The organism is Geodermatophilus africanus (genome assembly GCF_900107105.1).
Lineage (GTDB): Bacteria > Actinomycetota > Actinomycetes > Mycobacteriales > Geodermatophilaceae > Geodermatophilus > Geodermatophilus africanus.
Genome location: NZ_FNOT01000004.1, coordinates 54936 through 80569, shown reverse-complemented (window position 1 = coordinate 80569; position 25634 = coordinate 54936). Strand labels below are relative to the sequence as shown.

At 74.5% G+C, this 25634-nt stretch carries 24 protein-coding genes; 15 read left to right on the top strand and 9 right to left on the bottom strand.

What is annotated here, in order from left to right:
• The first annotated feature begins 63 nt into the window (after positions 1–63).
• The gene (locus tag BLW63_RS08155; protein WP_211517050.1) at positions 64–1413 is read left to right on the top strand and encodes a DUF2252 domain-containing protein; all 1350 of its coding nucleotides are present in this window, start codon (positions 64–66) and stop codon (positions 1411–1413) included.
• On the opposite strand, the gene BLW63_RS08150 is transcribed toward BLW63_RS08155, so the two are convergent.
• The 4 genes from BLW63_RS08150 to BLW63_RS08135 form a co-directional block, all read right to left on the bottom strand.
• Entirely contained in the window at positions 1400–2191 is a 792-nt protein-coding gene (locus BLW63_RS08150; RefSeq protein ID WP_091153510.1) for an alpha/beta fold hydrolase, read from the bottom strand. The two genes, BLW63_RS08155 and BLW63_RS08150, sit on opposite strands and share 14 nt — an antisense overlap.
• A 29-nt stretch (positions 2192–2220) precedes the next feature.
• Positions 2221–2670, bottom strand: a complete 450-nt coding sequence (locus BLW63_RS08145) for a GNAT family N-acetyltransferase (protein WP_244522439.1) — start codon at positions 2668–2670, stop codon at positions 2221–2223.
• Positions 2671–2750: 80 nt separating this feature from the next.
• On the bottom strand, positions 2751–4733 hold the full coding sequence (locus tag BLW63_RS08140; RefSeq protein WP_244522438.1) for a VWA domain-containing protein: 1983 nt from the start codon (positions 4731–4733) through the stop codon (positions 2751–2753).
• A gap of 81 nt (positions 4734–4814) precedes the next feature.
• Complete coding sequence (locus BLW63_RS08135; protein ID WP_244522437.1) at positions 4815–6269, bottom strand: sigma 54-interacting transcriptional regulator; 1455 nt, start codon at positions 6267–6269, stop codon at positions 4815–4817.
• 83 nt (positions 6270–6352) lie between these two features.
• Between BLW63_RS08135 and ilvA the strand changes: the two genes are divergently transcribed.
• From ilvA to BLW63_RS08115, 4 genes are all read left to right on the top strand, one after another.
• Positions 6353–7576, top strand: coding sequence for a threonine ammonia-lyase (gene ilvA / locus BLW63_RS08130; RefSeq protein WP_091153494.1), 1224 nt, complete (start codon positions 6353–6355; stop codon positions 7574–7576).
• A gap of 104 nt (positions 7577–7680) precedes the next feature.
• Positions 7681–8679: an ATP-binding cassette domain-containing protein gene (locus BLW63_RS08125; RefSeq protein ID WP_091153492.1), complete on the top strand. Its 999-nt coding sequence runs from the start codon at positions 7681–7683 to the stop codon at positions 8677–8679.
• Entirely contained in the window at positions 8676–9485 is an 810-nt protein-coding gene (locus BLW63_RS08120) for an ABC transporter permease (RefSeq protein WP_091153489.1), read from the top strand. Before BLW63_RS08125 ends, BLW63_RS08120 begins: the two co-directional genes overlap by 4 nt.
• Before the next feature lie 204 nt (positions 9486–9689).
• Positions 9690–11753 (top strand): M3 family metallopeptidase, encoded by a 2064-nt coding sequence (locus BLW63_RS08115; protein ID WP_244522436.1) that lies wholly within the window; start codon positions 9690–9692, stop codon positions 11751–11753.
• Positions 11754–11826: 73 nt separating this feature from the next.
• On the opposite strand, the gene BLW63_RS08110 is transcribed toward BLW63_RS08115, so the two are convergent.
• Together BLW63_RS08110 and greA are read right to left on the bottom strand one after the other, a co-directional pair.
• Positions 11827–12153 carry an RNHCP domain-containing protein gene (locus BLW63_RS08110; protein ID WP_244522435.1) on the bottom strand — a complete coding sequence of 109 codons (327 nt, stop codon included), beginning with the start codon at positions 12151–12153 and terminating at the stop codon, positions 11827–11829.
• 13 nt (positions 12154–12166) lie between these two features.
• Entirely contained in the window at positions 12167–12670 is a 504-nt protein-coding gene (greA, locus tag BLW63_RS08105; protein ID WP_091153477.1) for a transcription elongation factor GreA, read from the bottom strand.
• Between the two features lie 214 nt (positions 12671–12884).
• On the opposite strand from greA, the gene mca reads away from it, so the two are divergent.
• Both mca and BLW63_RS08095 read left to right on the top strand, forming a co-directional pair.
• Positions 12885–13772: a mycothiol conjugate amidase Mca gene (gene mca / locus BLW63_RS08100; RefSeq protein WP_091153475.1), complete on the top strand. Its 888-nt coding sequence runs from the start codon at positions 12885–12887 to the stop codon at positions 13770–13772.
• Positions 13769–14095: a hypothetical protein gene (locus BLW63_RS08095; protein WP_091153472.1), complete on the top strand. Its 327-nt coding sequence runs from the start codon at positions 13769–13771 to the stop codon at positions 14093–14095. The genes mca and BLW63_RS08095 overlap by 4 nt, the downstream gene beginning before the upstream one ends.
• 24 nt (positions 14096–14119) lie before the next feature.
• On the opposite strand, the gene BLW63_RS08090 is transcribed toward BLW63_RS08095, so the two are convergent.
• Positions 14120–14680: an AMIN-like domain-containing (lipo)protein gene (locus tag BLW63_RS08090; RefSeq protein WP_091153469.1), complete on the bottom strand. Its 561-nt coding sequence runs from the start codon at positions 14678–14680 to the stop codon at positions 14120–14122.
• 238 nt (positions 14681–14918) lie between these two features.
• Here BLW63_RS08090 and BLW63_RS08085 point away from each other — a divergent pair, with 238 nt between their 5' ends.
• The 4 genes from BLW63_RS08085 to BLW63_RS08070 all read left to right on the top strand — a co-directional run bounded on the left by BLW63_RS08085 (position 14919) and on the right by BLW63_RS08070 (position 19685).
• Positions 14919–15464: a phosphate-starvation-inducible PsiE family protein gene (locus BLW63_RS08085; protein WP_091153466.1), complete on the top strand. Its 546-nt coding sequence runs from the start codon at positions 14919–14921 to the stop codon at positions 15462–15464.
• 9 nt (positions 15465–15473) lie between these two features.
• Positions 15474–17471, top strand: a complete 1998-nt coding sequence (locus BLW63_RS08080; protein WP_091153462.1) for a thioredoxin domain-containing protein — start codon at positions 15474–15476, stop codon at positions 17469–17471.
• 56 nt (positions 17472–17527) lie between these two features.
• Entirely contained in the window at positions 17528–18148 is a 621-nt protein-coding gene (locus tag BLW63_RS08075; protein ID WP_091153458.1) for a hypothetical protein, read from the top strand.
• Positions 18149–18434: 286 nt separating this feature from the next.
• Positions 18435–19685, top strand: coding sequence for a geranylgeranyl reductase family protein (locus tag BLW63_RS08070; RefSeq protein ID WP_091153455.1), 1251 nt, complete (start codon positions 18435–18437; stop codon positions 19683–19685).
• 127 nt (positions 19686–19812) lie between these two features.
• Here BLW63_RS08070 and trhA read toward each other — a convergent pair whose 3' ends face one another.
• Positions 19813–20625, bottom strand: a complete 813-nt coding sequence (trhA, locus tag BLW63_RS08065) for a PAQR family membrane homeostasis protein TrhA (protein ID WP_170856699.1) — start codon at positions 20623–20625, stop codon at positions 19813–19815.
• Between the two features lie 136 nt (positions 20626–20761).
• Between trhA and BLW63_RS08060 the strand changes: the two genes are divergently transcribed.
• From BLW63_RS08060 to phoH2, 4 genes are all read left to right on the top strand, one after another.
• Positions 20762–21541: an isoprenyl transferase gene (locus tag BLW63_RS08060; RefSeq protein ID WP_091153451.1), complete on the top strand. Its 780-nt coding sequence runs from the start codon at positions 20762–20764 to the stop codon at positions 21539–21541.
• Between the two features lie 13 nt (positions 21542–21554).
• The gene (locus BLW63_RS08055) at positions 21555–22769 is read left to right on the top strand and encodes a DUF885 domain-containing protein (RefSeq protein ID WP_091153448.1); all 1215 of its coding nucleotides are present in this window, start codon (positions 21555–21557) and stop codon (positions 22767–22769) included.
• Between the two features lie 33 nt (positions 22770–22802).
• Positions 22803–22976 carry a hypothetical protein gene (locus BLW63_RS26730; protein ID WP_170856698.1) on the top strand — a complete coding sequence of 58 codons (174 nt, stop codon included), beginning with the start codon at positions 22803–22805 and terminating at the stop codon, positions 22974–22976.
• Positions 22977–23208: 232 nt separating this feature from the next.
• Positions 23209–24504, top strand: coding sequence for an RNA 5'-3' helicase PhoH2 (phoH2, locus tag BLW63_RS08050; RefSeq protein ID WP_091153445.1), 1296 nt, complete (start codon positions 23209–23211; stop codon positions 24502–24504).
• Positions 24505–24587: 83 nt separating this feature from the next.
• Here the strand turns inward: phoH2 and BLW63_RS08045 are convergent, their stop codons facing one another.
• Positions 24588–25520, bottom strand: coding sequence for a type IV toxin-antitoxin system AbiEi family antitoxin domain-containing protein (locus tag BLW63_RS08045; RefSeq protein ID WP_211517049.1), 933 nt, complete (start codon positions 25518–25520; stop codon positions 24588–24590).
• Between the last annotated feature and the right edge of the window lie 114 nt (positions 25521–25634).

The following is a 25634-nucleotide window of genomic DNA, read 5'->3' as shown; positions in this document are numbered from 1 at the left end:
CGCTCCGTCCCTCGGAAGGAGAACCCCTGTCACTGCAGGCTAACCGCCGCCTACCGTCCTCCCGTGGCCGAATCCCTCGCACGGGTCACCCACGGTGACCGCTCGCAGCAGATCGTCGACGTGCTCGTCGACGCCTTCTCCGAGCTGATGACCGCCGACGCCGATGCCTTCCGCACCAAGTTCCGCAAGATGGCGGCCGACCCGTTCGCCTTCTACCGGGGCACCGCCTGTCTCTTCTACGCCGACATGGCGGAGCTGACCGACCCCTGGTGCGACGAGCGCACCGGCCGGGTGTGGATCCAGGGTGACCTGCACGCGGAGAACTTCGGCACGTACATGGACGGCGCCGGGCGGATCGTCTTCGACGTCAACGACTTCGACGAGGCCTACGTCGGGCACGTCAGCTGGGACCTGCGCCGGTTCGGCGCCAGCTTCGCGCTCCTGGCCTGGCGCAAGGCCTTCGGCGACGAGGTCATCACCGACCTGCTGCAGGCCTACCTGACCGCGTACCTCGACCAGGTGCGCGCCTTCACCCGGCTCGACGACGACAAGTCCTTCGCCCTGGTCAAGGAGAACACCGAGGGCGCGGTGCACGACGCGATCCTGGAGACCAGCGCCCGCAGCCGGTCGGCGCTGCTGGACCGGCTGACCGTCGTCGAGGACTTCCAGCGGCGCTTCGCCGACGGCCCGCGCAGCCGCCGGCTCGACGGCGCCGAGCGCGACCGGGTGCTCGCCGCCCTCGACCGGTACCGGGAGACGGTGTTCCCGCCGCGGCGGCGCCGCGACGTGGCCTACGACGTGAAGGACGTCGTCGCCACCGGCGGGTTCGGCATCGGCAGCGCCGGACTGCCCGCCTACACCGTGCTGCTCGAGGGCTACGACCAGGCGCTGGAGAACGACGTCGTCCTCTCGCTCAAGCAGGGCAACGTGCCGGCACCGAGCCGCGTCGTCCGCGACCCGCAGATCCGGTCGGCCTTCGAGCACGAGGGGCACCGGACGGCGGTGTCCCAGCGCGCGCTGCAGGCCAACGCCTCGCAGTTCCTCGGCCACACCGAGATCGGCGGGGTCGGCTTCGTCGTCCAGGAGCTCTCGCCCTACGAGGTCGACCTGGACTGGGAGGACCTCACCGAGCCCGAGGAGATCGCGCCCGTGATGGTCCAGCTCGGCCGGGCGACGGCGAAGGTGCACTGCGTCGGGGACGTCGACAGCGACCACACGCTGGTGCCCTTCCAGACCGAGGAGGCGATCACCGAGCTGGTCGGGGACCGGCAGGACGAGTTCGTCGCCGACCTCGTCGGGTTCGCGCACGACTACGCCCGCCGCACCCAGGACGACTTCCGGTTGTTCGTCGACGCCTTCCGGGCCGGCCGGATTCCGGGGATCAGCTCGAGCGGCTCGCTCACGGTCCGCTGACGGGGAGGTACGCGGCGAGGCGGTCGGCGAGGTCGGCCGGCTCCCAGTGGTGGCCGCTGCCCGGCACCTCGGCGCGCTCGGCGCGGGGGAGCGACCGGAGCAGCGACTCGGCGGCGTCCACCATGAACGGGAAGGGCGACGAGCCGAGCAGGACGACGGCGGGTGCGGTCACCGACGCCCACAGCTGCGCACGCGGTGCCGATTGCGTCCAGGCCAGCGCCTCGGCGTCGGCCTCGAGGGTCGGGGCCATCCGCTCGTACAGCGGCCACTGCGGGCCGCTGCGGACGGCGTCGAACCAGCCCGGGATGTCCTCCGTGAACGCCCGGAGGGCTCCCTCCCGGTCGCCGGCCGCCAGCAGCCGCCGGATCGCGCCGAGGAACTCCGCGCCATCGGTGCCCCCCTCCTCGCCCAGCGGCACCTCCCACAGCAGCAGCCGCTCCACCCCCGGGATCCCGGCGGCCGCGGCGAGGGCGATCGCGCCGCCCGAGGAGCTGCCGTAGAGCCACGCCCGCCCGCCGATGACGTCCAGCAGGGCCCGGACGGCCGCCACCTCCCCGGCGAGCGAGAACTGTGGTCCACCCCCGCTGTCGCCGCGGCCGGGGCGGTCGTGGTGGACGACGTCGAAGCCCCGGCAGGCCAGCTCGCCGGTCAGCTCGCGGGTGTCGGGGTCGACCGCGCGGAACTGGCCGGCGCCGTCGACCAGGACCAGCGGCTGGCCGCTGCCCGCACGGTCGTAGGCGATCGGCACGCCGTCCTCGGTTCGCACGTACTCGGTCATGCGGTACCGACTGCCCGGAGCCGCCGGACTCAGCGCTGCGGCAGCTCGACCAGCATGCCGACGTGCGGGCCGACCCCCGGCTTGTCGTAGGGGCCGGCGACCACGGTGAATCCCGCACGCTCGTAGAAGCCCGCCGCCGTGGTGCGGGCGTCGCACCACACCAGGTCCCCGCCCCGCGCCCCGACCAGCTCGAGCGAGGCGTCGAGCAGCAGCCGGCCCACCCCCGTGCCGCGGGCCACCGGGTCGGTGGCCATCCCGCGCAGCTGCCACGGGGCGCGGGCCTCCCGCCAGGGGCACGGGGCGGGGGAGAGGCGCACGACGCCCGCGACCTCGCCGTCCGCGGTGCGCACGGCGAGGTGCACGGTCGCCGGGTCGTCGTCCCCCGGCATGCCGGCGGGCCCACCGCCGCGCAGGACGGCGCTGCGCAGCGGCAGGACGATGTCGAGCGGCACCTCCTCGACGGTCAGCGCGGGGGTCACGTGCCCACTCTCCCGGCGAGATCGGCGATCTCGCACGCCCCGAGGCGCGGAACCGCGCGAGATCGGCGATCTCGCCGCGTTCAGCGCGCCCGACGGCCCCGGCGGGTGCGCAGGTAGTCGGCCACGACGTACTCGCCGAGCCGTTCGCTGTCCGGGGTGAACACCCGGCCGCCGGCCCGCTGGGTAATGTCGTGGACGAAGTGCACCAGCCCGGGCTCCGGGTCGAGGGCGAAGACGTTCATCGTCGCTCCCGAGCGGGCCACCCGCTCCACCTCGGCGACGGTGCGGGCGATCGTCTCGGGCATCGGCGGCCAGCAGAAGAACGGCGTTCCGTCGTCCTCCAGGTGGGCGGTCGGCTCGCCGTCGGTGACGACCAGCACCACCGGCTCGGCGTCCCGGTGGTGCGCGAGGAACCGGCGGGCCAGGATCAGCCCGTGCTGCAGGTTGGTGCCCTGCAAGGTGTCCACCGACAGCTCGGCGAGGGTCTCCGGCCGCAGCACCTGCGCGGTGGAGGAGAAGCCGATGATTTGGATCGCGTCCTGCGGGAAGCGCGTGGTCACCAGCGAGTGCAGCGCCATCGCCGTCGACTTCGCCGCCCCCCACGTGCCGCGCAGCGCCATCGAGTAGGAGAGGTCGACCAGCAGCGCGACCGCGGCACCGGTGCGCCGCTCGGTCTCCACGACCTCGAAGTCCTCGACGGCGATCCGCACCCGCCGGTCGTCGTCGGCACGCGGCTCGTGCGCCGTGCGCAGGACGGCGTTGCGCACCGTCCGGACGACGTCGAGCGGCTGCTCGTCCCCGAACCGCCACTCCCGTGAGCTGCCGGTCAGCTCCCCGGCCGCGCCGGCGTCGGCGACGTCGTGCTCGCCGCGGCCGGTGGCGTCGAGCTGCGCGAACACCCGGCGCAGCGCGGTCGCACCCAGCCGGCGCACCGCCTTGGGGGAGAGTTCCAGCCTGCCGTCGGAGCGGTTGAGGTAGCCCTGCCGCTCCAGCTCGCGCTCCAACCGGCGCAGCGCCGAGAGGTCGTCGACGGCGGGCCGGCCCAGCGCCCGCTCCAGGAGCTCCTCGTCGACGTCGGCCATCGACGCGCCGGCGTAGCCCTGCGACAGCTGGTTGGACAGCGCCTCGAGGTCGGCCAGCTCGGCGACGGCGCTGGTGGCGTCGCCCATGCCGAGGGACTGCTCGCCGTCGGGCACCTGCCCGCGCTGCCCCCAGGGCAGGTCCGGCCGGGCCTGGCGCAGGGCGTCCTGGAGGTGCGCCATCTCGCTGGCCAGGCCCATGTCCTGCATCGTCTGGGCCATCAGGTCGGCCAGCTCGGCCCGCTGCTCGGGCGACAGGCCGGCCATCATCCGCTCCTGCGCGGCCGCCCGGCGGGCGAGCTGGTCGATCAGCTCCTCGACCGACTGCGGGTCGTCGGGGAAGAACTGCCCGTGCTTGTCCATGAACTGCTGGAACTGCTCGTCGGTGTCCTCGCCGCGGTTGTGCGCGTCGATGAGCTGCGACAGGTCCGCGACCATGTCCTTGACCGCCTGGACGTCGCCCTCGGTGGCGTTCTCCAGCGCCTGCTTCATCGAGGCGAAGGAGCTGTCGAGCACCTCGCGGCGCAGCAGGTCCTGGATCTGCTCGTACGCCTGCCGGGCCTCCGCCGAGCGCCAGTCGTACTCCTTGAGCGCCCGGACCGCGCCCGCGGTGTCGTCGGGCAGCGCGTCGAGCTCGGCCTCCTTGAGCCGCGCCATGTCGTCCGGGTCGGGGAACAGCTCCCGACGCTCGGCCTCGACGGCGCGGTCGAGCAGCTCGCGCACCTCCTGCAGCGTGCCGTCCATCCGGCCCACGTTGCGCGCCTGCCGCAGCCGCTCGCGGACCGACCGGCGCAGCTCGTCCAGCCCGCGCCGGCCGTCCATCCCGCGGCGCAGCAGCTCGCGCAGCGCCTCGCGCACGCCGCTGCCGCCGAGCACCGAGTCGCCGATCTCGTCGACCGCGCTGCCCAGGTCGTAGGGCGGGGCGAGCGGGTCGGGCCCGCCCCGCCAGCGCCCGTACCGGTAGCCCTTCCCCGGCCGCCTCACCACTGCTCCTCCTCGCTGGCGCTCGTCGGAGCAGTGGTGCAGCACGCTGTGCTCATGCGTGAGCTCGCACGCTTGCTCACGTCAGGCCCCGTAGACCGTGCGCGGGCCGTCGGTGTCCTTGGCCAGCCGGCGGGTGAGGTAGAGGCCCTCGAGGGCGAACTCCACCGCGGCGGCGGCCTGCTCGGCCGACTGCTCGCCCTCCGGCACGCCCAGGCGCCCCAGCAGCTCGGCCAGTCTCGGGATGGTGCCGAGCTGCCCGAGCAGGGCCGCGGCCGGCACCAGCTCGCCGGACTCGACGGTCTCCCCGCCGGTGAAGTGCTCCTGCAGGCCGGTGAGGTCCAGCCCGGCGCAGCGGGCCCGGAACGTCTGCGCGGTCGCCTGCCGCAGCAGGTGCTCGAGCACCTCGATCTCCCGCTCGTCGTCCGGGTCGGAGCCGGAGTCGGCGAACTCGACCTTGCCCCGGCTGGCCGGCACGATGCTCGGCAGGTCGACGACGCGGGCGACCGGCCGCGTCTCCCCGGCGACCGCGGCCCGGCGGACGGCGGAGGCGGCCACGGTCTCCAGTCCGGCGATGGCGAAGCGGGCGCTGACGCCGGAGCGCTGGTCGACGTGGTTGGAGTCGCGGACCAGCCGGGTGAAGCGGGCGACGATCTCCGCCAGGTGCTCCGGGACCAGGGGCGTGTCCAGACCGCCGTCGCCCAGCCCGGACACCCGCGCCTCCTGGTGCAGGAGGCGCACCTCGTCGGCCAGCTCGATCGGGTAGTGGGTGCGCACCTCGGCGCCGAACCGGTCCTTGAGCGGGGTGATGATCCGGCCCCGGTTGGTGTAGTCCTCGGGGTTGGCGCTGGCGACCAGCAGCAGGTCCAGCGGGAGCCGCACCCGGTAACCGCGGATCTGGATGTCGCGTTCCTCGAGCACATTGAGCAGCGCGACCTGGATGCGCTCGGCGAGGTCAGGCAGCTCGTTGACGCTGAAGATGCCGCGGTTGGTGCGGGGGACCAGGCCGTAGTGCACCGTCTCGGGGTCGCCCAGCGTGCGGCCCTCGGCCACCTTGATCGGGTCGACGTCGCCGATGAGGTCGCCGACGCTGGTGTCGGGGGTGGCCAGCTTCTCGCCGAAGCGCTCGCTGCGGTGCAGCCAGCCGACGGGGGTGGCGTCGCCGTGCTCGGCGACCTGCCGGTGCGCCCACACGCTGATCGGGGCCAGCGGGTGCTCGTTGAGCTCGCTGCCGGTGAGCACCGGGGTCCACTCGTCCAGCAGGCCGATCAGCGTGCGGATCAGGCGGGTCTTGCCCTGGCCGCGCTCACCCAGGAGCACCAGGTCGTGGCCGGCGATGAGGGCGCGCTCGACCTCCGGGACGACGGTGTCCTCGAAGCCGACGATGCCCGGCAGGGACGGCTCGCCGGCGGCCAGGCGGGCGAGCAGGTTGGCGCGGATCTCGGCCTTGACCGGCCGGCAGGTGGCCCCGCTGTCGCGGAGCTCGCCCAGGGTCGTGGGAGCGGGGGGAGCGGAGGCGGGGGAGCCAGGGTCCGTCACCCCCGCCACGGTACGACGCGAGCGGCGGCGCGGGCACCCGTCGCTCGCTGCCGATCCGGCCCCGGGCCTGCGATGATCACCGCATGACACGAGCCGACGTCTCGCTGGTCGGCGGGGCGGACGTCGCGGCCGCGGCGGCGCTGCTGGAGGGGGTCGTCCGGCACACGCCCCTGGAGCACTCGCGCGCGCTGGCCGAGCGGGTCGGCGGGCCGGTCTGGCTCAAGTGCGAGAACCTGCAGCGCACCGGCTCGTTCAAGATCCGCGGCGCCTACACCCGGCTGGCGCGGCTCTCGCCCGAGGAGCGGGCGCGAGGCGTCGTCGCGGCCAGCGCCGGCAACCACGCGCAGGGCGTCGCCCTGGCCGCGCAGCTGCTCGGCATCCGGGCCACGGTCTTCATGCCCGAGAGCGCGCCCCTGCCCAAGGTGGCGGCCACCCGCGGGTACGGCGCCGAGGCCCGGCTGGGCGGCGCGTCGCTGACCGAGGCCCTGGCGGCGGCCGCCGAGCACGCGCAGCGCACCGGCGCGGTGTTCATCCACCCGTTCGACCACCCCGACGTGATCGCCGGGCAGGGCACGGTCGGCCTGGAGGTGCTCGACCAGTGCCCCGACGTCGCCACCGTCGTCGTCTGCACCGGCGGCGGGGGCCTGGTCTCCGGCATCGCGGCCGCCGTGCGGTCCCGCCGTCCCGACGTCCGGGTCGTCGGCGTCCAGGCGGCCGCGGCCGCCGCCTTCCCGGGGTCGCTGGCCGCCGGCCGGCCGGTGGCGCTGGCGGGCATGACGACGATGGCCGACGGCATCGCCGTCGGCTCGCCGGGGGAGCTGACGTTCGCGCACGTCCGCGACCTTGTCGACGAGGTGCGCACGGTGGGCGAGGAGGACCTCTCGCAGGCGCTGCTGTTCTGCCTGGAGCGGGCGAAGCTCGTCGTCGAACCGGCCGGCGTGGCCGCGGTCGCCGCCGTGCTCGCTGACCCGGCCGCCTTCCCGCCGCCGGTGGTGGCGATCGTCTCCGGCGGCAACATCGACCCGGTGCTGCTGCTCAAGGTCGTGCAGCACGGCATGGCCGCCGCCGGCCGCTACCAGTCGCTGCGGCTGCGGGTGCCCGACCGGCCGGGGTCGCTGGCGGCGGTGCTCGGCGAGCTGGCCGAGGTCGGCGCCAACGTGCTGGAGGTCGAGCACGAGCGGACGGCGACCCGGCTGGGGCTGGGCGAGGTCGAGGTGTTCGTCGTCCTGGAGACCCGCGGGCCCGAGCACGCCGAGGAGGTGCTCGCCCGGCTCCACCGGGCCGGCTACACGGTGACCACCGGCTGAAGGACCCTCCTGCCCCCCACCGCTCGCAGGCTCGCGATGGGCCCCTGCAGGAGGGCCGGAGGAGTGGTCGGGAAGTGTCGGCGCCGTCACCTGGTTCCCCGGTCATGACCGACGCGATAGTCGTCGAGGGCCTGGTGAAGCGCTTCGGCGCGACCACGGCCCTCGACGCGGTGGACCTGACCGTGGCCGAGGGGTCGGTGCTCGGCCTGCTCGGCCCGAACGGCGCGGGGAAGACGACGGTGGTGCGGATCCTCACCACCCTGCTGCGGGCCGACGCGGGGCGAGTGCGCGTGGCCGGCCTCGATGTGGTGGACGACGCCGACGCGGTGCGCGCCACGATCGGGCTGACCGGCCAGTACGCCGCCGTCGACGAGTACCTCACCGGGCTGGAGAACCTCGAGATGGTCGGCCGGCTGTACCGGCTGAGCCGGCGCGAGGCGCGGGCGCGGGCCGGTGAGCTGCTGGAGCGGTTCGACCTCACGGGGGCGGCCGACCGACCGGCCAAGACCTACTCCGGCGGCATGCGCCGGCGGCTCGACATCGCCGCGTCGCTGATCGCCCGGCCGCGCATCCTCTTCCTCGACGAGCCGACGACGGGGCTGGACCCACGCAGCCGGCTGGGCATGTGGGAGTTCATCGCCGACCTCGCCGACGGCGGGACGACGATCCTGCTGACCACGCAGTACCTGGAGGAGGCCGACCGGCTGGCCGACCGGATGGTCGTCATCGACCGGGGGCGGGTCATCGCCCGCGGCACCGCTGACGAGCTGAAGGCGCAGGTCGGCGGTCAGCGGCTGGAGTTCACCGTGACGACGGCGGCCGTGCTGCCCGACATCCTGGCCCGGCTGCGCGGGCTGGCCGTCGACGAGCCGCACGTGGACGAGCAGGCGCGCCGGTTGAGCCTGCCGGTCAGCGGCGGCGCCGAGGTCCTGGCCGAGGCCCTGCAGCGGCTCGACGGCTTCATCGCCGACATCTTCGACGTGGGCCTGCGCCGGCCGGACCTCGACGACGTCTTCCTCGCCCTGACCGGCCACGCGACCGAGGAGGTCGCCACCGACGACGACCAGGCGGCCCTTCCTGCCGCGACCGGGGGGATGGCATGAGCAGCCTCGCGACGACGCTGTCCGACAGCGTCGTCATCACCAAGCGCAACCTGATCAAGGTCAAGCGGGTGCCGGACCTGATCGTCTTCGCGACGCTGTCGCCGATCATGTTCGTGGTGCTGTTCCGCTACGTGTTCGGCGGCGCGATCGGCGGGTTGCCGCCGGGCATCAGCTACGCGGAGTTCCTGCTGCCGGGAATCTTCGCGCAGACGGTGGTCTTCGGGTCGACGACCACCGGGGCCAGCATCGCCGAGGACCTGCAGAAGGGGCTCATCGACCGGTTCCGCTCGCTGCCCATGTCCCGCTCGGCCGTGCTGGTCGGGCGGACGGTCGCCGACTCCGGGCTCAACGTCATCTCGATCGCCGTCATGGCGCTGACCGGCCTGGCCGTCGGCTGGCGGGTCAACTCCTCGCTCGGGGAAGCACTGGCCGGGTTCCTCGTGCTGCTGGTCTTCGCCTACGCGATCTCGTGGCTGATGGCGGTCGTCGGGCTGCTGGTCCGGACGCCGGAGGTGGTCAACAACGCCAGCTTCATCGTCATCTTCCCGCTGACGTTCATCGCCAACACGTTCGTGCCGCTGGAGACCTTTCCGTCGGTGCTGAGGGTCTTCGCCGAGTGGAACCCGGTCTCGACGGTCACCCTGGCGTCACGGGAGCTGTTCGGGAACGTGCCTCCAGGCACCCCGGTGCCCGACGCCTGGTCGCTGCAGAACCCGGTGCTCTACACGCTGCTCTGGACGGCGGTCATCCTCGCGGTCTTCGTGCCGCTCTCGGTGCGGCTCTACCAGCGCACCGCGACGCGGTGACGATGACATCGCGGTCCTACCGGACCGCACCGCGGCCGGGAGCCGTCCCCGACCGGCGCTGAGCCGCTGCCCGCGTCCCGGTCGGGGACCCTCCGGGCCCCGCGACCGGACCGCACCGCGGCCGGGAGCCGTCCCCGACCGGCGCTGAGCCGCTGCCCAGGCGCCCGTGCGCGCCGAGCGGTCCGCGCGCGCAGGATGGACCTCGTGCCCGACTCCGCCCTCCCGTCCACCGATAACCCGCTGCTCGAGCCCTCCCCGCTGCCGCTGCAGCTGCCGCCCTTCGCCGACGTCACCCTCGAGCACTGCCGGGAGGCGGTGCTGGCCGGGATGGCCGAGCAGCGCGCCGAGGTCGCCGCCATCGTCGGGTGCCCCGAGCCACCCTCGTTCCAGAACACCGTCGTCGCGCTGGAGCGGTCGGGCCGGCTGTACCGCCGCGCCGGCGCGGTCTTCCACAACCTCGCCTCCTCGGTCGCGACCGACCGGCTGCGTGAGATCGAGCGCGAGCTGGCCCCGCTGGAGTCCGCGCACGCCGACGCGCTGCGGCTGGACCCCGAGCTGTTCGCCCGCATCGACGCCGTCCACGCCCAGCGACACGACACCGGTCTCGACGCCGAGGCGGTCCGGCTGGTGGAGCGGTACCACCTCGACTTCGTGCTCGCCGGTGCGCGGCTCGACGAGTCCGGCCGGGCGCGGCTGACCGAGCTCAACCGCGAGCTGTCGGAGCTGTCGACGACGTTCGGCCAGAACCTGCAGCTGGCCACCGAGGCCGCCGCCGTCGTGGTGGGCGACGCCGCCGAGCTCGACGGGCTGGGGCCGGAGGAGGTCGCGGCGGCAGCCCGCGCCGCCGCCGACCGCGGGGTCGAGGGCCACCTCATCCCGCTGCTGCTGCCCACCGGCCAGCCGGTGCTGGCCAAGCTGCGCGACCGCGAGCTGCGCCGCCGGGTGTACGAGGCCTCGGTGGGGCGGGCGTCGGGCGGCGAGCACGACAACGGGCCGGTCGCCGTCCGGATCGCCCGGGTGCGCGCCGAGCGCGCCCGGCTGCTCGGTTTCGCCACTCACGCCGACCTGGTCCTGGCCGACCAGACCGCGGGCAGCACCGAGGCGGTCGACGCGATGCTCGGCCGGATGGTGGGCCCGTCGCTGGCGAATGCGCGGGCGGAGGCCGCCGCGCTCGCCGAGGTGGCCGCCCGCGACGGCGTGACCGACCTCGCGCCCTGGGACTGGGCCTTCTACAGCGAGCGGGTGCGCGCCGAGCGGTACTCGGTCGACACCACGGCGCTGCGGCCCTGGTTCGAGCTGGACCGCGTGCTCGTCGACGGCGTCTTCGCCGCCGCGGAGCGGCTCTACGGCTACCGGTTCACGCCGCGGCCGGACCTCGCCGGCTACCACCCCGACGTCCGGGTCTGGGAGGTCACCGACGCGGACGGCCGGACGATCGGCCTCTACCTCGGCGACTTCCACGCCCGCGAGGGCAAGCGCGGCGGGGCCTGGATGAGCTCGTTCGTCACCCAGTCACGGCTGCTGGACACCCGGCCGGTCGTCGTGAACAACCTCAACGTGACCCGCGGCGCCGACGGACAGCCCACCCTGCTCACCCTCGACGAGGTCAACACGCTGTTCCACGAGTTCGGGCACACGCTGCACGGACTGAGCTCCGCCGTCACCTACCCGCGGTTCTCCGGCACGAGCGTGCCCCGGGACTTCGTCGAGTTCCCGAGCCAGGTCAACGAGATGTGGGCACTGTGGCCCGAGGTGCTGGCCGGCTACGCCCGGCACGTCCAGACCGGCGAGCCCCTGCCGGCCAGCGTCGTCGAGGCGATCGAGGCCGCCCAGCTGTGGGGCGAGGGCTTCGCGACGCTGGAGTACCTGGCGGCCACGCTGCTCGATCAGGCCTGGCACCGGATCACGCCGGAGACCGAGGTCGGCGACCCGCAGGAGTTCGAGCGGACCGCGCTCGAGGCGGCCGGCGTCGCCTACGCCCTGGTGCCGCCGCGCTACCGGACGACGTACTTCCAGCACGTCTTCGCCGGGGGCTACGCGGCCGGCTACTACTCCTACATCTGGTCGGAGGTGCTCGACGCCGACACCGTGGAGTGGTTCAAGGAGAACGGCGGCCTGCGGCGCGAGAACGGGGAGGTCTTCCGCTCACGGCTGCTGTCCGTCGGCGGGTCGGTGGACCCGATGGAGGCCTTCCGCGCCGTCCGCGGCCGGGACGCCGACCCGACGCCGCTGCTCCGCCGCCGCGGGTTGCTGCCGGCTGCGCCGTGATCATCGGCGGGTGGCTGCCCGACACGCCGAGTGCGGCAGCCACCCGCCGATGATCAGCGCGGCAGCGGCGGGTTCATAACCAGGGCAGGGACAGGACGACGTCGAGGTCGTCGGGGGCCTCGCCCTCGCGGACCAGCCGGTTGGGCTGGCGGTGCCCGCACGCCGTGCAGCGGTGGACCACCTGCCAGCCCTTGCCCGACTTCTCCACCAGGCCGACCGGTTCCATCGGCGCCCGGCACGAGCTCGCCCGGTCGCCGGGGAGGTCGTCGACGTGCAGCGACCACAGGCACACCGGGCAGTGGTTCCGGTAGTGCCCGTCGGTGTTGGCCGGCACCGCCGATCCGCACTGCACGCAGGCGAACCCGGTGTTCTCCGCCCGCCGGGAGCGCACGGGGCTCACGGCCGGGCCCCGGTCAGGGGACGAAGGGCTCGACGGCGACGACGTCGACGGTGATGTCGCGGCCGTTGGGCGCCTGGTAGGTCACCGTCGTCCCCGGCTTCGCGCCGAGGATGGCCGAGCCGAGCGCCGACTCGGGGGAGTAGACCTGCAGTCCCGTCGTCCCGACGATCTCGCGCGAGCCGAGAAGGAACTTCTCGGTCTCGTCATCGCCCTGGAAGCGGATGGTGATCACGGTGCCGGTGGCGGCGTGCGTCGCCGTCGTGGGCGCGTTGCCGACGCGGGCCCTGCGCAGCAGGTCCTCGAGCTGGCGGATGCGGGCCTCCTGCTTGCCCTGCTCGTCCTTGGCGGCGTGGTAGCCGCCGTTCTCGCGGAGGTCGCCCTCCTCGCGACGAGCGTTGATCTCGGCGGCCATGGCCGGACGGCCCGCCACCAGCTGGTCGAGCTCGGCCCTCAGCCGGTCGTGGGCCTCCTGGGTCAGCCAGACGCCCTGGTTCTGCTCGTCAGTGCTGGTGGACACGACAGTGCTCCTGAAATGTCGGTGGCCGCTCCCCGTCCGGGGAGCGGCCGCGTTCAGAACGGTCAACGTAACACCGCCGACCGGGACGGTGTTCCGCTCGTCCCTGCCGCGGGGAAGCGGAACGCCAGCGTATCGAACCGTGACGCGCGCCACGAACACCCGATCGGGGCCCTGGCGGCGGCGGGACGTCGTACGGGCGGTGGATGATGGGCCGGTGACCGAAGCGGACCCGTTGCGCCTGCTCGCCGTGCACGCCCACCCCGACGACGAGTCGAGCAAGGGCGCCGCGACCATGGCCAAGTACGTGGCGGAGGGCGTCCGCGTCATGGTGGCGACCTGCACCGGGGGTGAGCGCGGTTCGGTGCTCAACCCGGCGCTGGACCGGCCCGACGTCTGGGAGCGCCTGCCCGAGATCCGCCGCGACGAGATGGACCGGGCGCGCGAGATTCTCGGCGTCGAGCAGGAGTTCCTCGGCTTCGTGGACTCCGGCCTGCCCGAGGGCGACCCGCTGCCGCCGCTGCCCGAGGGCTGCTTCGCGCTGGTGCCCACCGAGGAGGCAGCCGCGCCGCTGGTCGAGCTGATCCGCCGGTTCAAGCCGCACGTCATCACGACCTACGACGAGCGCGGCGGCTACCCGCACCCGGACCACATCAAGACCCACGAGGTCTCGGTGCACGCCTTCGACGCCGCCGGCGACCCCGACCGCTACCCCGGGCTCGGGGAGCCGTGGCAGCCGCTCAAGCTCTACTACCACATGGGCTTCACGCTGCCCCGGACGCGGGCGCTGCACGAGGCGATCCTCGCCTCGGGCCACGAGTCGCCCTACGCCGAGTGGCTGGAGAACTGGGACCCCGAGCACGACATGTCACACCGGGTGACCACCAAGGTGCCCTGCGCCGAGTACTTCGCCGTCCGGGACGCCGCACTCATCGCGCACGCCACCCAGATCGACCCGGACGGCCGCTGGTTCGCCTGCCCGCTGGAGGTCCAGCAGCGGGTCTGGCCCACCGAGGACTACGAGCTGGCCCGGTCGGTGGTCGACTCGCCGGCACCCGAGGACGACCTGTTCACCGGCGTGCGCAGCGAGGTGGCTGTGCGATGACCCGGTCCCTGCTCCTGGCGGCTGAGCAGCAGCTCCCCGAGGACGTCGGCAAGTCCGGCCCGATCGGCGCGCTGCTCACCGTGCTGCTCTTCATCGCCATCCTGCTGCTGGTCAAGTCGATGACCACCCACCTCAAGCGGGTGCCGCGCAATTTCGCCCCCGAGGACGACGGCCCCCGGGTCGTCGTCCCGGACACCCCGGCCGAGCTGGTCGACCCGGCACCTGCGCCGGGGCAGGACCTGCTCGACACGCTGCGGCAGGCTCCCCGGGCGATCGAGGGCCCACGCCGGGACGACGGCCGGCCGGACGCCACGCAGGGCTGACCGGCCGGCCGTCGCCGGTCGCCGCTACCAGCGGTGGGCGACGTCGATGACCAGCCGGTCGACGCCGGCGGACGAGCCCTCGAGGACGAACGCGCGGAACGGCAGCCGGGCGCGGGTGCCGATGCCGAGGCCCGTGTGGCCCTCGAACGAGCCGAGCCACGCCACCTGCCGCAGCGTGCGGTAGCCACCCACGTCGACGACCTCGCGCCGGTCCGCCGGGGTGTAGGTCGGGTGGCCCCGGTCGTCGTGGGCGACCGCACCGAGGGTGACCTGCAGGTCGGCGCCGCCGCGCAGCGGCACCACCGTCCCGCTGCCGTCCTCGCGCACCGAGGTCACGTACCGGACCGACCAGGAGTCGAAGCCGGACACCTCCGCGACGTCGACGACGATCCGGTCGAAGCACTCGTGCCGTCCGGCGCGGACGTCCTGGACCAGGTCGTCCCCGGGGTCGGCGCGGCCGGCCACCTCCGGCTGGGAGCCCCAGGTGATGCCGCAGTAGGGAGCCGCACTCGCCGAGGCGGGTGCGGCCACCCCGAGCGCGGCGAGGGCGGAGACGGCGAGGGTGAGGAACCGGGATCGGTTCATGGCGGGCCTCCTGGAGGGTGTCGGTGTCGACGGCAGGATCTGCCGGACGCGACCGCCCGCACCATGGGCGTCGACATGTCGACTCGACGAACCTGCTATTGGTTCGCCAGCAACAGCTGACGAACGGGGCGGGTGTGCGTCCTCGGCGGTCCCGGCAGCTCGTGCTATGGACCCGTCCGGGTGAGGTGGCGTCCACGCGCAGTGGCCACACGCCGACCGACGGGACGAGGATGCGCGGATGGCCCAGCGACGGCACGACCCCGAGCAGCGCTTTCCCCCACCGGGCTTCGGGCGCGTCGGCACCCGGGTGCTCGAGGTCCTCGAGAACGTCGTCTACGCCGGCATCGCGCTGCTGCTCGTCCTGGCCGCGCTGGCGCTCCTGGTGCTAGCCGGGCGGACGGCGTGGTCGCTGACCGGTGACCTGTCGCAGGCGCCGATGCTCGAGCTGCTCGACGTCCTGCTGCTCGTGTTCATCGTCGTGGAGCTGCTGTTCGCCGTCCGGACGACGGTCGAGAAGCGTGAGCTGGTCGCCGAACCGTTCCTGGTCATCGGGGTGATCGCCTCGATCAAGGAGATCGTCGTCCTGTCGGTCGAGGCGGCGGGGGTCGTCGGGGAGGGCGCGGGGTTCCGCGACCGGATGACCGAGATCGCCGTCCTCGGCGTGCTCGTGCTGCTGCTCGGCGCCACCTCGTGGCTGCTGCGCCGCAAGGAGCGGGAGCCGGACGAGGGCGAGGGCGGCGAGCAGGGGGTGGCTCCCGGGCGTGCCGCGGAGGCGCGGGGGTAACTCCCTGGCGTGCCCAACCGACTCGCGACGGCGACCAGCCCCTACCTGCTGCAGCACGCCGGCAACCCGGTCGACTGGTGGGAGTGGGGCGAGGAGGCCTTCGCCGAGGCGCGCCGCCGGGACGTGCCCGTGCTGCTCAGCGTCGGCTACGCGGCCTGCCACTGGTGCCATGTCATGGCGCACGAGTCCTTCGAGGACGAGGTGACGGCGGCGCAGATGAACGCCGGCTTCGTGTGCGTGAAGGTCGACCGCGAGGAGCGGCCGGACGTCGACAGCGTCTACATGGCCGCCACCCAGGCGCTGACCGGTCAGGGCGGCTGGCCGATGACGGTCTTCACCACGCCCGACGGCCGGCCGTTCTACTGCGGCACCTACTTCCCGCCCCGCCCGGCGCACGGCATGCCGTCGTTCCGGCAGCTGCTCACCGCGGTCACCGACGCCTGGCGGACGCGGCGCGAGGACCTGGAGGCGGCCGGCTCGCGCATCGCCGAGGGGATCTCCGCCCGGCTGGATCTGGGCGCCCCTTCCCCGCTGACGCCCGAGGTGCTCGACCGCGCCGTCGCCGCGGTGGCCGCGGACTATGACGAGCGCTGGGGCGGCTTCGGCGGCGCCCCGAAGTTCCCGCCGTCCATGCTGCTGGAGTTCCTGCTGCGGCACGCCGCCCGCACCGGGGACGACCGGGCGCTGCGCACGGCACGCCGGACGCTCGAGGCGATGGCCCGCGGCGGCATCCACGACCAGCTGGCCGGCGGGTTCGCCCGCTACTCCGTCGACGCGCGGTGGGTCGTGCCGCACTTCGAGAAGATGCTGTACGACAACGCCCTGCTGCTGCGCGTGTACCTGCACCTGTGGCGGACGACCGGGGAGGCGTGGGCCCGCCGGGTCGCCGACGCCACGGCCGCCTTCCTGGTTCGCGACCTCGGCACGCGCGAGGGTGGCTTCGCCTCCGCGCTGGACGCCGACACCGAGGGGGTCGAGGGGCTCACCTACGTCTGGACGCCGGAGCAGCTGGTCGAGGTGCTCGGCGAGGACGACGGCCGGTGGGCCGCCGCGGTGTTCGAGGTGACCGACGCCGGCACCTTCGAGCACGGCGCCTCCACGCTGCAGCTGCTGCGCGACCCCGACGACGAGGAGCGGCTGGCCTCGGCGCGGGCGCGGCTCCTGGCGGCGCGGGCACGGCGGCCGCAACCGGCGCGCGACGACAAGGTCGTGACCGCCTGGAACGGGCTGGCGATCGCCGCGCTGGCCGAGCACGGCGTCCTGACGGGGGCGCCGTCCTCGGTCGCGGCCGCCCGCCGGGCGGCCGAGCTGCTCGCCGACGTCCACTGGGTCGGCGGGCGGCTGCGCCGCGCCTCGCGGGACGGCGTCACCGGGGCCCCGGCCGGGGTGCTCGAGGACCACGGCGACCTCGCCGAGGGGCTGCTCGCGCTGCACCAGGCCACCGGCGAGGGCCGCTGGCTGGACCTGGCCGGCGACCTGCTGGACGTCGTCGCCGAACAGTTCGTGGACGCCGACGGATGGCACGACACCGCCGCCGACGCCGAGGCGCTCGTGCACCGGCCGTTCGACCCGGCCGACGGCCCGGCGCCGTCCGGCATCGCCGCCGTCGCGGGAGCCGCCGTCTCGTACGCCGCCCTCGCCGGCGCGCCGCGACACCGGGAGCTGGGCGAGGCGGCCGTGGGGCAGCTGGCGCGACTGGCGGAGCGGGCGCCGCGCGCGGTCGGGTGGGCGCTCGCGGTGGGCGAGGCGCTGCTGGCCGGTCCGCTCGAGGTCGCCGTGAGCGGGCCGGCCGGGCCCGAGCGCGACGCCTTGGCGACCGCCGCCCGTGCCTCGACCAGCCCGGGTGCGGTGGTTGTGGTCGGCGAGCCGGACGCGTCCGGCGTCCCGCTGCTGGCCGGCCGGCCCACGGTGGCCGGGCAGGCGGCCGCGTACGTGTGCCGCGGCTTCGTCTGCGCCGCGCCGGTGACCGACGTGTCCGCTCTGGGCGCAGCGATGGCCCCTTCCTGAGCGCGACGTGACGGCTTACCGTGTAAGTGTGTAATCACCCGACATGGGAGGCCGTCGTGCACGGACACCACCACCGTTTCTCCGACAACCCCTTCGCGGGCATGCGCGGCGGGTTCCGCGGCCCGCGCGGTCGCGGCCCCGGCGGCCGCGGCCGGGGCCCGGACGCCCCGCCACCCGTCGAGCGCGGCGAGGTCGCCGGCTGGTTCGCCGGGCGGCTGCCCGACGACTGGTTCACCGGGCCGGTCGAGCTGACCGTCGACCGCGACGAGATCACCGTCGTCGGCACCCTCGCCGAACCCGAGGTAGGCGAGGGGGACGCCGCGGCCGCGCGGGCCGGCCGGATCGCCCGCTTCCGCGAGGAGACCCGCGAGCAGCGCATGGCCGTCGCCGACGCCGCGCAGGCCCGCTACGGCCGGTCGGTCGCCTGGGGCGCGGCCTGCGGCGACGTCCGGGAGGTGTTCACCAACCTCTCGGTGCCGGTGATGACCCGGCTGCGGCAGCCCGAGCGGCTGGTGCTCGACACGCTCGTGGACGCCGGGGTCGCCCGGTCCCGGTCCGAGGCGCTGGCCTGGGCGGTCCGGCTGGTCGCCCAGCACGCCGACGAGTGGCTCGGCGAGCTGCGCGCCGCCATGGCCTCGGTCGAGGAGGTCCGGGCCCGCGGCCCGCAGGTCGACTGACCCTCCTGCCCCCATCCCTCGTTAAGGACCCCGTCCCCCTCACCGCTCGCGAGCTCGCGGCGAGCCTCTGGACGGGGCCAGCGGGACCCGGCAGACGGGCCGCCTCCGTCAGGCTGCCCGGGGAGCCCTCGCCGACCGAGCTGCTCCAGGCCGCCTGCGGGTCGCTGTCCGCGCCGGTGACCGACCCCCGGCCGGAGGAGGTCTGGCGCCGGCCCCTCGCAGGGGCCCGCCACGAGCTCGCGAGTGGCGGGGGCAGGGGGGTCCTGGCACTGGGACACTCGATGTCGTGCCAGCCAGCGCCGTCCCTACCGACACCGACGTCCTCGTGGTGGGAGCCGGTCCGGCGGGTGCGGCGGCCGCCGCCTGGGCCGCGCGGGCCGGTCACGACGTCGTCCTCGCCGACGCGGCCGTCTTCCCCCGGGACAAGACCTGCGGCGACGGGCTGACCCCGCGGGCGATGGCCGAGCTCGACCTCCTGGGCCTGGGGAACTGGGCCCGCTCGCGGGCCCGCAACCGCGGCCTGCGGGCCGCCGGCTTCGGCCGCACGTGGGAGCTGCCCTGGCCCGGCGGCGCCTTCCCCGACCACGGCAGCGCGGTGCCCCGCACCGAGCTCGACGCCCGGATCCGCGCGGTGGCGCTCGCCGCCGGCGCCGTCCCGGCGGAGGGGGTCCGCGCCGTCGACGTCGAGCGGGACGGCAACCGGGTGACCGGCGTGGTGTTCGAGACGGCGGACGACGAGACGGTCACCGTCGGCTGCCGGCGGCTGGTGGTCGCCGACGGTGTCCGCTCGCCGCTGGGCCGGGTGCTGGGCCGGGAGTGGCACCGGGACACCGCGTACGGCGTGGCCGCCCGCGGTTACGTGCGCTCGGGCCGGGCGGACGACGAGTGGATCTCCTCGCACCTGGAGCTGCGCGGCGCCGAGGGCGAGCTGCTCTCCGGCTACGGCTGGGTGTTCCCGCTGGGTGCGGAGGCCGGGCAGGTGAACCTCGGCGTCGGCACGCTGGCGACCGCCCGCCGTCCCGCGGGGGTGCAGCTCAAGGCGCTGATGGAGGTCTACGCCGACGCCCGCCGGGACGAGTGGCGGCTCGACGGGCCGGTGGAGGCGCCGGCGTCGGCGCTGCTGCCGATGGGCGGCGCGGTCTCCGGTGTGGCCGGGCGCAACTGGGCGCTGGTGGGCGACGCCGCCGGGTGCGTCAACCCGCTCAACGGCGAGGGCATCGATTACGGCCTGGAGACCGGCCGCGACGTGGTCGGGTTGTTCGGAGAGGACGACTGGACCGCCGCCTGGCCGGCCGAGCTGCGGCGCCACTACGGCGAGGCGTTCTCCATCGCCCGGCGCCTGGCCGCCCTGCTGACCGTGCCCCGGTTCCTGCCGGCGGCCGGCCCGGTCGGCATGCGCTCGCGGCCGCTGATGACCGTCGCGCTGCGGGTCATGGGCAACCTGGTCACCGACGCCGACCGCGACGTCGTCGCCCGCCTGTGGCGCACCGCCGGCCGGCTGTCGACCCGGATGGACGAGCGCAAGCCCTTCACCTGAGCCGACCGGCGACCGGTCGCGCCGAGTGATGCCCGGAGGGGCTCCGCGCAGGCGGGACGCAGCGGCTCAGCGCAGGTCGGGGACGGCACCTGGCCGCGGTGCGGTCCGGAGGACCGCGGTGTCATCGTCAGACGAAGGGTGATGAGTACATCGCGAAGTAGACGGCGATGTAGTGGCAGATCGCGGCCACGACGGTCATCGCGTGGAAGACCTCGTGGTAGCCGAAGACGCCGGGCCAGGGGTTCGGCCGCTTGATCGCGTAGGCCACCCCGCCGAGCGTATAGAGCACGCCGCCGACGGCCAGCAGCACCAGCGAGGTCACGCCGGCGATGTGCAGGATGTCGGTGAGGATGAAGACGGCGACCCAGCCGAGGCCGATGTACAGCGGCACGCCGACCCAGCGCGGCGCGGTCGGCCAGGTGAGCTTGAGCGAGACCCCCGCGAGCGCCCCGGCCCAGACACCGGCGAGCACCCAGTAACCGGTGGGCTGGTCGACGGCGAGCAGGGCGAACGGGGTGTACGTGCCCGCGATGAACAGGAAGATCATCGAGTGGTCGAGCCGCTTCATGCGCTTCCAGCCGCGCGGTGACCAGCGGCGCCGGTGGTAGAGCGCGCTGACCCCGAACAGGCCGCAGATGGTGGCGCAGTAGACGGTGACCGACCAGCCGGCGCGGGCGCCGAGCACCGACCCCAGCGGGATGAGCACGGCGCCGGCGACGATTGCGCCGAAGAACGAGAACAGATGCAGCCAGCCGCGCATCCGCGGCCGGGTGTCGGGGTGGTCCCAGTCCCGGTCGCCGAAGTCCGCGGCGGTCCAGGTGTGCTGGACCTGCTCGCCCTCGGAGAGGACGGTGGCCACGGCCGGGCCGGACGGCGCTTCGATCTGGGCACCGTCGGCCTCCACGCGGACGACCTCGCCCTCGCTGCGGGGGACGCTCATGCGCCGAGGTTACGCACCCGTAGGGAGGGGGGCGACGCGACCGCGCTGTGAGGTCCGTGGCAGTCCGGCGGGGCCTTCGTGCAGGTCCGGGCGCGGGTGCGCGCGACGCCGCGGAGTGGGCCTAGTGTGACCCACCGTGGGGGTGCGGCAGTGGGCTCGCGACGTCCTCACCCAGGTGTACGAGCGCCGGCTCGCCCGGGCACTGGAGGGTGCGGCCCTCCCGCGGCACGTCGGGGTGATCGTCGACGGCAACCGGCGGTGGGCGCGGGCGATCGGCCTGGAGGACCCCAACGCCGGCCACCGCCGCGGCGCGGACAAGATCGCCGGGTTCCTCGGCTGGTGCGACGAGGCCGGCGTCGAGGTGGTCACCCTCTTCCTGCTGTCCACCGACAACCTGTCCCGCCCCGAACCCGAGCTGGTGCCGCTGCTGCGGATCATCGAGGGCGTCGCCGAGGACCTCGCGGCGCCGGACCGGCGGTGGCAGCTGCGGCCGGTGGGTGCACTCGAGCTGCTGCCCGCCGAGACGGTCGCCGTCCTCAAGCAGGCCGCCGAGGACACCCGCGACCGGCCGGGCGCGACGGTCAACCTGGCCGTCGGCTACGGCGGGCGGCGGGAGATCGCCGACGCCGTCCGCTCGCTGCTGGCCGAGCACGCCGAGCGGGGGACGACGCTGGACGAGCTGATCGGCGTCCTCGACGTCGAGCACATCGCCGAGCACCTCTACACCCGCGGCCAGCCCGACCCCGACCTGGTCATCCGCACCAGCGGCGAACAGCGGCTCTCGGGCTTCCTGCTCTGGCAGACCGCCCACTCGGAGTTCCACTTCACCGACGTCTACTGGCCCGACTTCCGCCGCGTCGACTTCCTCCGGGCGCTGCGCGCCTACGCCGCCCGACACCGGCGCTTCGGCGGCTGAGAAACTGCTGGCCATGGCCCCCGCGCTCGACGTCCCCCTGGAGTACGTGCGGCTCGGGCTGCGCTTCGACCGGCTGGAGTCCGGCTTCGTCGACGCCTACACCGGCGACGGGCGGGTCCGCGCCGCCGTCGAGGACGAGCCGGCGCCGACCCCGCAGGGGCTGCGCGACCAGGCCCGCGCGCTGCAGGTCGAGCTGGCGTCGGCCGACCTGCCCGCCGACCGCGCCGGGTTCCTCCGCGGACAGCTGACCGGCCTGGAGTGCACCGCCCGGAGGATGGCCGGCGAGCCGGTGGCCTTCCTCGACGAGGTCAGCAGCTACTTCCAGGTCGACCTCACCCTCGGGGACCCGGCCGCCTACGCCGCCGCGCACGCCGAGCTCGACGTCCTGCTGCCCGGCAGCGGGCCGCTGGCCGACCGCTACGCCGCGCACCGGCGGCGCGAGGAGTGCCCGCCCGCGCGGCTGGCCGAGGCGGTGCACGCCCTGTCCAGCGCGCTGCGCGACCGGGTGCGCGCCGAGTACGGGCTGCCCGAGGTCGAGACGGTCCGCTACGAGGTGGTCACCGACAAGCCGTGGTCGGGCTTCAACTACTACGAGGGCGACTACCGTTCCCGCGTCGCGATCAACGCCGACCTGCCGCACCGGCTCGGCCAGCTGCCGCACCTGGTGGCCCACGAGGCCTACCCCGGTCACCACACCGAGCACTGCCGCAAGGAGCTGGGGCTCGTCGAGCGCGGCTCCCGGCTCGAGCACACCGTCTTCCTGGTCAACACCCCCGAGTGCCTCATGGCCGAGGGGCTGGCCGACCTCGGCATGCAGGCCGCCATCGGGCCCGGCTGGGGTCCGTGGGCGGCGGAGGTGCTCGCCGACCTCGGGCTGCACTTCGACGGGCACCTCGTCGAGCGCATCGCCGCGGCGGCCGCGCCGCTGAACCGGGTGCGCCAGGACGCCGCCGTCCTGCTGCACGACCGCGGCGCGCCCGCCGACGAGGTGGCCGCCTACATCCAGCGCTGGTCGCTGGTCAGCGGCGATCGCGCCCGCCAGCAGCTGCGCTTCCTCACCCACCCGCTGTGGCGGGCCTACACCACCACCTACGTCGAGGGCTTCGACCTGCTGTCGCGGTGGCTGGACGCCCGTCCCGCCGGCCAGCCGGTCGCCGACCGCTTCGTCCGGCTGCTCGACGAGCCCCTCACCCCGGCCGCCGTCGCCGGCGAGCTGCGGGCCGGGTGAGCAGGCGGGTGGGATGAGGTGGCGGGAGGTGACATGGCGCGGCACAGCCCGGAGGAGGCCCGGGACCTGGGCCTGTGGACGGCGGGGTGGCTGGCCGTGCTGCTGGTCGGCGGGCTGTGGTGGCTGGGTGACCTGAGGCTCCAGTGGCCGGTCCTGCTGGTGCCGCTGGCGTGGGTGCTGGTCGCCCTCCGGCCGCGCCGTCGCTGAGACGGCTGGTGCCGGAGGTGCCCCGAAGGGGGGACACGCCCCCTCTCCGACATGTTCCTGTCACCTCACGGGCCTAACGTCCGCGGTGGAGGGCGAGCTCACCTCGCCGTCCACGGGAGGCCCGGTTGGTGCTGACGAACTCGTCGACCAGGGGGGCCGGCACCCGGCCCCTCGGCCGGGGCCCGGCCACCTTCGAGCCGGGGCGCGTGCCGCGCCCCAACGGGAGTCGACCGTGACCACTCGCCGCACGTACGTCCTCGACACCTCCGTCCTGCTCTCCGACCCCGGTGCGCTGCTGCGCATGGGTGCCCACGACGTGGTCCTCCCGCTCGTCGTGATCGGGGAACTCGAGGACAAGCGCAACCACCCGGAGCTGGGCTGGTTCGCCCGGCAGGCCCTGCGGCTACTCGACGACCTGCGGGTCCGGCACGGCCGGCTCGACGCCCCCGTGCCGATCGGCGAGGACGGCGGCACGCTGCACGTCGAGCTGAACCACAGCGACCCGGCGGTGCTGCCGGCCGGCTTCCGCAACGACAGCAACGACAGCCGGATCATGGTCGTCGCGCTCAACCTGCGTGCCGAGGGCGCCGACGTCTGCCTGATCACCAAGGACGTGCCGCTGCGGGTCAAGGCCGCGGCCGTGGGGCTGGACACCGACGAGTACCGGGCGCTGGACGCCGTCGACGCCGGCTGGACCGGGATGACCGAGCTCTCCCTCGACGACGCCGAGCTCGCCGGCCTGTACGACCAGGGCGAGGTGTACGTGCCGGCCGCCGCCGAGCTGCCGGCGCACACCGGACTGGTGCTGCTGTCCTCACGCGGGTCGGCGCTCGGGCGGGTGACGCCGGACAAGCAGGTGCGGCTGGTGCGCGGCGACCGCGAGGCATTCGGCCTGCACGGCCGCTCCGCGGAGCAGCGGATCGCGCTGGACCTGCTGCTCGACCCCGCGATCGGCATCGTCTCGCTGGGCGGGCGGGCGGGGACCGGCAAGTCGGCGCTGGCGCTGTGCGCGGGCCTGGAGTCGGTGATGGAGCGGCGGGCGCACGCGAAGGTCGTCGTCTTCCGGCCGCTCTACGCCGTCGGTGGCCAGGAGCTCGGCTACCTGCCGGGCAGCGAGGGCGAGAAGATGTCGCCCTGGGCGCAGGCGGTCTACGACACCCTGGGCGCGCTGGTCTCGAAGGACGTGCTCGACGAGATCGCCGCGCGCGACCTCATCGAGGTGCTGCCGCTGACCCACATCCGCGGGCGGTCGCTGCACGACTCGTTCGTAATCGTGGACGAGGCGCAGTCGCTCGAGCGCGGGGTGCTGCTGACCGTGCTGTCGCGGCTGGGGTCGGGCTCGCGGGTGGTGCTCACCCACGACGTCGCCCAGCGGGACAACCTGCGGGTCGGCCGGCACGACGGCATCGCCGCGGTGGTCGAGCAGCTCAAGGGGCACCCGCTGTTCGCCCACGTGACCCTGACCCGCTCCGAGCGCTCGCCGATCGCCGCGCTCGTCACCGAGATGCTGGAGGACCTCCCGCGCTGAGTCCGTGGGATCCCACTCTCGCGCGGTTCCGCCCGTCCTCGCGCTGTTGCACCGGCGCGGAAGCGGGGGGAACCGCGCGAGAGTCAGCGGCCGCCCCGGGCGAAGGCTCGCAGGAGGCGACCACCCACGGCGCGGGGGCGGTCCAGGTGGTCCCACGTCCAGCGAGCGACCTGCCAGCGGTGGTCGCGCAGCTCGTCCTCCCGACGCTTCTCCTGGAAGACGACCTCGCCCGGCTCCTGCCCCGGCCGGTGCAGGCGGCCGTACTTGACCTGACCGTCGAACTCCCCGACCGTGCGGTGCTCCTCCCAGCCGAAGTCGCAGCGCGCCATGATGCTGCCGTCGCGGCGGCGGACCCGTACCTGCAGGTCGGGGACGGCGAGCCCGAGCCGGTGGATGAGCACCCTGCTGCGGCTCTCGCCCACGCTCTCGCTCAACGGGTCGGCGAAGTCGACGACGCGAGCGGCGGCACGGGTCCCGGGGACCCGTCCCATGTCCGCGATGCAGCCGACCAGGTCCTGCCGGGTGGTCCCGCCCATCCGGAGCGCGCGGTCGGCGACCACGACGGCGGACTCGAAGGGCGTAGAACGGGCGACGTCCACCACGGTCCGGGTGACGCTGGTGGCCGCGAGGCCGTCGACCACGGTCAGGTGCTCGTCGGGCACCCGGCCGACGTGCTGGTGCAGGCGCCTGCTGCCTGAGCCGTTCGTCGGCGGGCGACGAGTGACGTGGACCCGGTCGAGACGCACGCCCCAGACGGGCAGCCCGTGCAGGACCGCGGCCGAGAGGTGGCTCACCACGGCCGGTGAGCGGAGTCCCCGGATCGTGGCCAGCACCGTGAGGCGGTGACGCGCGACGGCGTCCGTGGGGAGTTCCGCGGGGCTGTGCGCGTACGTGCCCCGCTGCAGTCGGCGCAGCTCGCCCCGGCGCACCATCCGGGCGAGCTCCGCGTCGTCGAAGCCCCCGGCCAGCGCGTCGGCGCGGCGGAGGAACAGTGGGTCGGGATCCGGGGCCGTCACGCACCCAGACTGGTGGCCGCACCGCGGCCGGGGGAGCGCTCGACCGGATCTGTGGACAGCGGCCACTCCCACGCTGTTCCCCGCGCGATGGCGCTGCTGCACCAGCGCGTGCGC

Coding starts and splice junctions, on each gene's coding strand:
- BLW63_RS08150 (WP_091153510.1), bottom strand. CDS start 2,191: ATGACCGAGTACGTGCGAACCGAGGACGGCGTGCCGATCGCCTACGAC.
- ilvA (WP_091153494.1), top strand. CDS start 6,353: ATGACACGAGCCGACGTCTCGCTGGTCGGCGGGGCGGACGTCGCGGCC.
- BLW63_RS08125 (WP_091153492.1), top strand. CDS start 7,681: ATGACCGACGCGATAGTCGTCGAGGGCCTGGTGAAGCGCTTCGGCGCG.
- BLW63_RS08120 (WP_091153489.1), top strand. CDS start 8,676: ATGAGCAGCCTCGCGACGACGCTGTCCGACAGCGTCGTCATCACCAAG.
- BLW63_RS08095 (WP_091153472.1), top strand. CDS start 13,769: ATGACCCGGTCCCTGCTCCTGGCGGCTGAGCAGCAGCTCCCCGAGGAC.
- BLW63_RS08090 (WP_091153469.1), bottom strand. CDS start 14,680: ATGAACCGATCCCGGTTCCTCACCCTCGCCGTCTCCGCCCTCGCCGCG.
- BLW63_RS08085 (WP_091153466.1), top strand. CDS start 14,919: ATGGCCCAGCGACGGCACGACCCCGAGCAGCGCTTTCCCCCACCGGGC.
- trhA (WP_170856699.1), bottom strand. CDS start 20,625: ATGAGCGTCCCCCGCAGCGAGGGCGAGGTCGTCCGCGTGGAGGCCGAC.
- BLW63_RS08055 (WP_091153448.1), top strand. CDS start 21,555: ATGGCCCCCGCGCTCGACGTCCCCCTGGAGTACGTGCGGCTCGGGCTG.
- BLW63_RS26730 (WP_170856698.1), top strand. CDS start 22,803: ATGGCGCGGCACAGCCCGGAGGAGGCCCGGGACCTGGGCCTGTGGACG.